The following is an 8,090-nucleotide window of genomic DNA, read 5'->3' as shown; positions in this document are numbered from 1 at the left end:
GGCGGGCCCTCTCGCGCGTGTACGGGGCTCAGCCCTTGCGGCCGACGAGCTTCCAGGCGGCCGGGAGGGCGCCCATGGCGAGGGCGGCCTTGAGGGCGTCGCCGATGAGGAAGGGCGTGAGGCCGGCGGCGACGGCCTGGCCGAGGGTCATGCCGGTGGCGAGGGCCAGGTAGGGCACGCCGACGGCGTAGATGATCGCGGAGCCGAGGACCATGGCGCCGGCGGTGCGGAGCACGGAGCGGTCGGCGCCGCGGCGGGCGAGGGCGCCGACGACGGTCGAGGCGAGGAGCATGCCGAGGATGTAGCCGAAGGACGGCATGCCGTAACCCGAGGTGGCCTGAGCGAACCACGGCACGCCCGCCATGCCGGCCACCGCGTAGAGCGCCAGGGCGAGGAAGCCGCGGCGGGCGCCGAGCGCGGTGCCGACGAGCAGGGCGGCGAAGGTCTGGCCCGAGACGGGGACCGGGGAGCCGGGGACCGGGACGGAGAGCTGCGCGGCGAGACCGGTGAGGGCGGCGCCGCCGACGACCAGCGCGATGTCGCGGGTGCGGCTGGACGGGATCAGGTCCGCGAGGACGGTGCCCGCACGGAGGGTGCGGGCGGGGGCGGCGGCGGTGCTCATCGGTACTCCGCGAAGGTGAGGGTGGGAGGGACAGGTTGACGGTATGCCAGGAGTGAACGCTCGATCACCGTCAGCCGCCGACAAAGCGGCGGTCGAGCGCTTCGTGGAGATCGAACAAACCCCGTCGATCACGCGGCGCGCCACGTGACGCTTGTCACGTGGGACTCGTGCGCCGAGGTCCCTTTTGCACCAAGGGGTGTCCACTGGAGAGACTGTGGGGTCTCCATAAACCGTCAGAGAGCACGAGCCGCCGCATGCACGACCCCCTCGCCCCCGCACCGGAGCCCCTCTCCCACGGCCTGAAGCAGCGTCATCTGACGATGCTGGGCCTCGGCGGGGTGATCGGCGCCGGGCTCTTCGTCGGCTCGGGCGCGGGCATCGCCGTCGCCGGACCCGGCATCGTGGTCTCGTACCTGATCGCCGGCGCGCTCGCGATGCTGGTCATGCGGATGCTGGGCGAGATGTCGGCGGCGATGCCCGCGTCGGGGGCCTTCTCGGTGCACGCCGAGCGGGCGCTCGGCCGGTGGGCCGGCTTCTCGGTGGGCTGGCTGTACTGGTTCCTGCTCGTGGTGGTCCTCGCCGTGGAGGCGACGGGCGCGGCGCGGATCGCGCACGGCTGGGCGCCGGGGGTCCCGCAGTGGGGCTGGGTGCTGGTCTTCATGGTCGTGTTCACCGTCGCCAACCTGGCGGCGGTGAAGAACTTCGGCGAGTTCGAGTTCTGGTTCGCGGCGCTGAAGGTCGGCGCGATCGTCCTCTTCCTGGTCCTGGGCGTCCTCGCGATCGTGGGGTGGCTGCCGGACACGGACCCCGTGGGGGCGGCGAACCTGACCGGCCAGGGCGGTTTCCTGCCGAACGGCTGGGCGGGGGTCGTCTCCGGCGTCCTCGCGGTCGTGTTCGCCTTCGGCGGCCTGGAGGTCGTCACGATCGCGGCGGCCGAGTCGGACGACCCGGCGCGGAACGTGGCGCGGGCGGTGCGCAGCGCGGTCTGGCGGATCCTCCTCTTCTACGTGGGCTCGATGCTGGTCATCGTGACCCTGCTGCCGTGGACGTCGATGAAGCCCGGCGAGTCGCCGTACGTGGCGGTCCTGGACGCGATCGGGGTGCCCGCGGCGGGCCAGATCATGAACGTGGTGGTGTTCGTGGCGCTGCTGTCGGCGCTGAACGCGAACCTGTACGGGTCGTCCCGGATGGTGTTCTCGCTCGCGGAGCGCGGGGAGGCGCCGAAGGGGCTGCTGCGGATCTCGGGCGGCGGCGTGCCGCGCCGGGCGGTGCTGGCCTCGGTGGCCTTCGGCTTCGTCTCCGTCCTGCTCAATCTGAAATGGCCGGATTCCGTCTTCCTGTACATGCTCAACGCGGTCGGCGCGGTGCTGCTGTTCGTCTGGGCGCTGATCGCGGTCTCGCAGCTGCGGCTGCGGCGCCGGATCGAGCGCGAGGCGCCGGAGACGCTGACGCTGCGGATGTGGGGCTTCCCCTGGCTGACCTGGGTGGCGCTGGCCGCGATGGCGGCGGTGCTCGTCCTGATGCTGTACGACGACGGGGCGCGGCCGCAGGTGCTGTGGTCGGCGGCGGCGACCGGTGCGGTGCTGCTGGTGGCGTGGGTGCGGGAGCTGCGCACGAAGCGGGCATGATTCTTCACTTTGTGTGAAGGTCGTGCCCGTATAGCGGACGCGTATTCCCTCTGAGCGGTGCGCCCGCCCAGACTGTGGGCTGCTCCCGTCTCAGCTAGTGAACAGGGTTCGCCCATGTCTCGGACCACCGCGCCCGCGCCGGCCGACCCCAAGGACGGCGCGACCGCGCCCGCCGAGGGCCTCACGCACGGCCTCAAGCAGCGTCACCTCTCGATGATCGCCCTCGGCGGCGTCATCGGCGCCGGACTCTTCGTCGGCTCCGGCGCCGGCATCGCCGCCGCCGGACCGTCGATCGTGCTCGCCTACGCCGTCTCGGGCGTCCTCGTGATGCTCGTGATGCGGATGCTCGGCGAGATGTCGGCGGCGAACCCGGCCTCCGGCTCCTTCTCCGTCCACGCGGAGCGGGCCTTCGGCTCCTGGGCGGGCTTCACCTCGGGCTGGGCCTTCTGGTTCCTGCTCTGCGTCGCCGTCGGCCTGGAGGGCATCGGCGCCGCGAAGATCATGACGGGCTGGTTCCCCGGCAGCCCCGAGTGGGCCTGGGTCGCGCTCTTCATGGTGGTCTTCTGCGCCACCAACCTGGCGGCGGTGAAGAACTTCGGCGAGTTCGAGTTCTGGTTCGCCGCGCTGAAGGTCGGCGCGATCGTCCTCTTCCTCGGCATCGGCGTCCTCGCCATCGTCGGCGTCCTGCCCGGCACGGACGCTCCCGGCACCGCGAACCTGACCGGCGACGGCGGCTTCTTCCCGCACGGCTCCGAGGGCCTGATCGTGGGCCTGCTCGCCTCGGTCTTCGCGTACGGCGGCCTGGAGACGGTCACCATCGCGGCGGCCGAGTCCGAGCACCCGGTGCAGGGCGTCGCCAAGGCCGTCCGTACGGCGATGTGGCGGATCGCGCTCTTCTACATCGGCTCGATGGCGGTCATCGTGACCCTCGTCCCGTGGGACGACAAGGCGGTCGTCGAGAAGGGCCCGTACGTCGCCGCCCTCGACCACCTGGGCATCTCCGGGGCCGGCCAGATCATGAACGTGGTCGTGCTGGTCGCCCTGCTGTCGGCGATGAACGCCAACATCTACGGCGCCTCCCGCATGGCCGGCTCGCTGGTCGCGCGCGGCCAGGGCCCGAAGGCGCTCGGCCGGCTCTTCGGCGGCGTGCCCCGCCCGGCCGTGCTCGTCTCGTCGGTCGTCGGCTTCGGCTGCGTGCTGCTGAGCTACTGGCGACCGGACGACATCTTCATCTGGCTGCTCAACACGATCGGCGCGATCATCCTGGTCGTCTGGTTCTTCATCGCCGCCTCGCAGCTGGTGCTGCGCCGCCGCACCGAGCGCGAGGCGCCCGAGAAGCTGGTCGTGCGCATGTGGGCCTTCCCGGTCCTGACCTGGGTGGCGCTGGCCGGCATGGCGGCGATCTTCGTCCTGATGGCCCGCGAGGAGGGCACCCGCGTGCAGCTGTACTCGACGGGCGGGCTGACGCTGCTGCTGGCGGTCGTCGGCTTCGTGCGGCAGAGGGCGGCGGGCCGGGCTTCCTGACCCCTCCCCCGCGTGATGGGACCCCCGGACCACCGGTCCGGGGGTCCCTTCGTGTCCGGGGCGCGAGACCTAGGGCGAAGGGCTGATCAACTTCTCCCACACCTACTGTTAGCCTGCACTTGCATATAGGTTGCAATAAGCAGGAGCAGGCGAAGGGGCCGGGCACATGGCGATCTACACACTTCCCGAGCTGCCGTACGACTACGCGGCGCTGGAGCCGGTGATCAATCCGCAGATCATCGAGCTGCACCACGACAAGCACCACGCCGCCTACGTCAAGGGTGCGAACGACACCCTGGAGCAGCTGGAGGAGGCGCGCGACAAGGACCAGTGGGGCGCGATCAACGGCCTGGAGAAGAACCTCGCGTTCCACCTCTCCGGCCACATCCTGCACTCCATCTACTGGAACAACATGAACAGCCCGAAGGACGGGGGCGGCGGCGAGCCGCTGGCCGCCGACGGCGTCGGCGACCTCGCGGACGCGATCACCGAGTCCTTCGGCTCCTTCGCCAAGTTCAAGGCCCAGCTGACCAAGGCCGCCGCGACCACCCAGGGCTCCGGCTGGGGCGTCCTCGCCTACGAGCCGATCAGCGGCCGGCTCATCGTCGAGCAGGTCTACGACCACCAGGGCAACGTCGGCCAGGGCTCGGTCCCGATCCTGGTCTTCGACGCCTGGGAGCACGCCTTCTACCTGCAGTACAAGAACCAGAAGGTCGACTTCATCGAGGCCATGTGGCAGGTCGTCGACTGGCAGGACGTGAGCAAGCGCCACCACGCCGCCAAGGCCTCCGTGCCGCTGATCTCCTTCTGAACCGAGCCCGACAGGGCTCCCCCGTCGTCCTGCTCGTGATCGTCTTCTCAACCTTCACCTGCGGACGGAACGAGGAAGAACCCCCGCGATGACCTGAATCGCGGGGGTTCTTCTGCGCCTGCGGCACGGACTACTCGAAGCTGGGCGCCGCCGTCCGGGTGCGCTTGATCTCGTAGAAGCCCGGGGTCGACGCCACGAGCAGGGTGCCGTCCCAGAGGCGGGCGGCCGCGTCGCCGCGCGGGGTCGGGGTGACGACGGGGCCGAAGAAGGCGACCTCGTCACCCGTCGGGCCCGGTACGGCGATGACGGGGGTGCCGACGTCCTGGCCGACCTTGCCGATGCCCTCCTGGTGGGAGGCGCGCAGCTCGGTGTCGTACGTGTCCTTGTCGGCGTACTCGACCAGGTCCTCGGGCAGGCCGACGTCCGCGAGGGCGGCGGCGATGGCCTCGCGGGTCGGGCCCTCGCCGTTGTTGTGGAAGCGGGTGCCGAGCGCCGTGTAGAGCTTGCCGACGACCTCGTCGCCGTGCAGCTGCTGGGCGGCTATGACGACGCGGACCGGGCCCCAGGCCTTGGTCTCCAGCATCTCCCGGTACTCGGCCGGGACCTCGTCGAGCCGGTTCTCGTTCAGGACGGCCAGGCTCATGACCTTCCAGCGCACGTCGACCGGGCGGACCTGCTCGACCTCCAGCATCCAGCGGGACGTCATCCAGGCCCACGGGCACAGCGGGTCGAAGTAGAAGTCGGCGGTGGTCCTGCTCTCGGACATGTCACTCCTCGGTACGGCCGCGGGAAGAAGGTGGTGCGCCGAAAGGAGGCAACACCGCGGACGCGCGACGGCATTCCCCGCGCGCCGGGATTCCCATGCCGGGTACGACAGCTGCACATGGGAGGATTGCTGCTGTTTCGAACGCGCCACGAAGGAGTGACCGTGCCCGGTGAGAATCTGTCCCGCGACGAGGCCCAGGAGCGGGCCGAGCTGCTGTCCGTCGACGGGTACGAGGTCTTCCTCGACCTCCGCTCGGCCGTCGGCGACTCCGCCGAACCGGTGCGCACCTTCCGCTCGGAGACGACGATCCGTTTCCGCCGCACCGGCGAGGGCGACTCGACCTTCGTCGACCTGATCGCACCCGCCGTGAACGCGGTCACCCTCAACGGCCGCGCGCTCGACCCCGCGGTCGTCTTCGACGGCTCGCGGATCGCGCTCGACGGCCTCGCCGACGAGAACGTGCTCGTCGTGGACGCGCAGTGCGCCTACAGCCGGACCGGCGAGGGCATGCACCGCTTCGTCGACCCGGAGGACGGCGAGGTCTACCTCTACACGCAGTACGAGCCGTCCGACGCGCGCCGGGTGCACGCCGACTTCGAGCAGCCCGACCTCAAGGCCCCCTTCCGCTTCTCGGTGACCGCCCCCGAGGGCTGGACGGTCTGGTCGAACGGCGCCGGGGAGCGGGACGCCGACGGCGTGTGGCGGTTCGCCGAGACGGCGCCGATCTCGACGTACATCACCTGTGTCGTGGCGGGCCCGTACCACTACGTGACGGACAGCTACACGCGCGGCGACCTGGAGATCCCGCTCGGCGCGATGTGCCGCAAGTCGCTGGCGAAGCACTTCGACGCGGACGACGTCTTCCTGATCACCAAGCAGGGCTTCGACTTCTTCCACGACAACTTCGACTACCCGTACCCCTTCGGGAAGTACGACCAGGCCTTCGTCCCCGAGTACAACCTCGGCGCGATGGAGAACCCGGGCATGGTGACCTTCCGCGAGGAGTACATCTACCGGGGCAAGGTCACCCAGGCCCAGTACGAGAGCCGGGCCAACGTCATCCTGCACGAGATGGCGCACATGTGGTTCGGCGACCTGGTCACCATGGTGTGGTGGGACGACCTGTGGCTGAAGGAGTCCTTCGCGGACTTCATGGGCTCCTTCGTGAACGCCGAGGCCACCCGCTTCACCAACAGCTGGGTGACCTTCGCCAACAACCGCAAGTCCTGGGCGTACCGCGCCGACCAGCTGCCGTCCACGCACCCGATCACGGCCGACATCCGTGACCTGGAGGACGCCAAGCTCAACTTCGACGGCATCACCTACGCCAAGGGCGCGTCGGTCCTCAAGCAGCTCGTCGCGTACGCCGGCCGGGACGCGTTCCTGGAGGGCGCGCGCCGCTACTTCAAGCGCCACGCCTACGGGAACACGCGCCTCGCCGACCTCCTCACGATCCTGGAGGAGACCTCCGGGCGCGACATGAAGGCCTGGGCGAAGTCCTGGCTCCAGACCTCCGGCGTGAACACCCTGACGCCGGCCGTCACATGCGACGCGGAGGGCCGGATCACCGAGCTCGCCGTGCTCCAGGAGGGCGGCGAACCGCGCCCGCACCGGGCGGCGGTCGGTCTCTACCGGCTCTCCGGCGGGGCGCTCGTCCGGTACGCGCGGGCCGAGGCCGACATCACCGGCGCGCGGACGGTCGTCACCGAGCTCGCCGGCCAGGACAAGCCCGACCTGGTGCTCGTCAACGACGACGACCTCACCTACTGCAAGATCCGCTTCGACGAGGGCTCGCTCGCCACCGTGCGCGCGCACCTCGGCGAGATGACCGACCCGCTGGCCCGCGCCCTGTGCTGGTCCGCGCTGTGGAACCTGACCCGTGACGGGCTGATGCCCGCCCGGGACTTCGTCTCCGTCGCACTCGCCTTCACGGGCAGCGAGACCGACATCGGCGTGCTCCAGATGGTGCACGCCTGGACGAAGGCCGCGGTCACCCACTACGCGGCGCCCGAGTGGCGCGAGGAAGGCGGGCGACTGCTCGCCGAGGGCGGTCTGCGCGAGCTGCGGCTGGCCGAGCCGGGCAGCGAGCACCAGCTGACCTGGGCGCGGTTCTTCGCGGCGACCTCCTCCTCCGACACCGACTTCCAGCTCCTGGCGGGGCTGCTCGACGGTACGGCGAAGATCGACGGCCTCGACGTCGACCAGGAGCTGCGCTGGGCGCTGCTCACCCCGCTCGTCGTGCACGGCCTCGCCGACGAGGACCGGATCGGCGAGGAGCTGGCCCGCGACGACACGGCGACGGGCAAGCGCCACCAGGTCCGCCTCCTCGCCTCGCGGCCCTCGGCGGCGGTCAAGGCGCAGGCGTGGGCGCAGGTCGTCGAATCGGACACCCTGTCGAACGCGCTGGTCGAAGCGACCATCACGGGCTTCGTCCAGCCCTCGCAGCGCGAGCTGATCGCCCCGTACGGGGAGAAGTACTTCGCCGCGATCGAGCAGCTGTGGGCCGACCGGTCGATCCAGATCGGCATGGACGTCGTCCGCGGCCTGTTCCCGGGTCTTCAGGACGACGCGGCGACGCTGGCCGCCACGGACGCCTGGCTGACCTCGCACGAGTCCGCCGCGCCGGCGCTCCGCCGCCTCGTCGTGGAGGCCCGCGACGACCTGGCGCGGGCGCTCCGGGCGCAGGAGTGCGACGGGCGCGCGGCGCTCTAGCCGGTACGCCCCCCGGGGGCGGCGCCC

6 protein-coding genes are annotated in these 8,090 nt (G+C 70.8%); 4 read left to right on the top strand and 2 right to left on the bottom strand.

Going from position 1 to position 8,090, the window contains the following annotated elements:
* Window positions 1-28: 28 nt before the first annotated feature.
* Window positions 29-622 (bottom strand): biotin transporter BioY, encoded by a 594-nt coding sequence (locus ACFCY7_RS29810; protein ID WP_367828102.1) that lies wholly within the window; start codon window positions 620-622, stop codon window positions 29-31.
* Between the two features lie 254 nt (window positions 623-876).
* Between ACFCY7_RS29810 and ACFCY7_RS29805 the strand changes: the two genes are divergently transcribed.
* The 3 genes from ACFCY7_RS29805 to ACFCY7_RS29795 all read left to right on the top strand — a co-directional run bounded on the left by ACFCY7_RS29805 (window position 877) and on the right by ACFCY7_RS29795 (window position 4,585).
* Window positions 877-2,250, top strand: coding sequence for an amino acid permease (locus tag ACFCY7_RS29805; protein ID WP_376489159.1), 1,374 nt, complete (start codon window positions 877-879; stop codon window positions 2,248-2,250).
* A gap of 114 nt (window positions 2,251-2,364) precedes the next feature.
* Window positions 2,365-3,774 carry an amino acid permease gene (locus tag ACFCY7_RS29800; protein WP_376489158.1) on the top strand — a complete coding sequence of 470 codons (1,410 nt, stop codon included), beginning with the start codon at window positions 2,365-2,367 and terminating at the stop codon, window positions 3,772-3,774.
* Between the two features lie 166 nt (window positions 3,775-3,940).
* Window positions 3,941-4,585, top strand: coding sequence for a superoxide dismutase (locus ACFCY7_RS29795; RefSeq protein WP_376489157.1), 645 nt, complete (start codon window positions 3,941-3,943; stop codon window positions 4,583-4,585).
* 130 nt (window positions 4,586-4,715) lie between these two features.
* Here the strand turns inward: ACFCY7_RS29795 and ACFCY7_RS29790 are convergent, their stop codons facing one another.
* Window positions 4,716-5,351 carry a DsbA family protein gene (locus ACFCY7_RS29790; protein WP_376489156.1) on the bottom strand — a complete coding sequence of 212 codons (636 nt, stop codon included), beginning with the start codon at window positions 5,349-5,351 and terminating at the stop codon, window positions 4,716-4,718.
* A 162-nt stretch (window positions 5,352-5,513) separates the two neighbouring features.
* Here ACFCY7_RS29790 and pepN point away from each other — a divergent pair, with 162 nt between their 5' ends.
* Window positions 5,514-8,063 (top strand): aminopeptidase N, encoded by a 2,550-nt coding sequence (pepN, locus tag ACFCY7_RS29785; protein ID WP_376489155.1) that lies wholly within the window; start codon window positions 5,514-5,516, stop codon window positions 8,061-8,063.
* The last annotated feature ends 27 nt before the right edge of the window (window positions 8,064-8,090 follow it).

The sequence above is a fragment of the Streptomyces sp. NPDC056361 genome (assembly GCF_042262805.1).
Lineage (GTDB): Bacteria > Actinomycetota > Actinomycetes > Streptomycetales > Streptomycetaceae > Streptomyces.
The sequence above is the reverse complement of the archived record's forward strand: the minus strand, read 5'-3'. Positions and strand labels throughout refer to the sequence as shown.

What these genes read in the sequence shown, in the direction of transcription:
- ACFCY7_RS29810 (WP_367828102.1), bottom strand. Translation starts at nt 622, where the DNA reads ATGAGCACCGCCGCCGCCCCCGCCCGCACCCTCCGTGCGGGCACCGTC.
- ACFCY7_RS29805 (WP_376489159.1), top strand. Translation starts at nt 877, where the DNA reads ATGCACGACCCCCTCGCCCCCGCACCGGAGCCCCTCTCCCACGGCCTG.
- ACFCY7_RS29800 (WP_376489158.1), top strand. Translation starts at nt 2,365, where the DNA reads ATGTCTCGGACCACCGCGCCCGCGCCGGCCGACCCCAAGGACGGCGCG.
- ACFCY7_RS29795 (WP_376489157.1), top strand. Translation starts at nt 3,941, where the DNA reads ATGGCGATCTACACACTTCCCGAGCTGCCGTACGACTACGCGGCGCTG.
- ACFCY7_RS29790 (WP_376489156.1), bottom strand. Translation starts at nt 5,351, where the DNA reads ATGTCCGAGAGCAGGACCACCGCCGACTTCTACTTCGACCCGCTGTGC.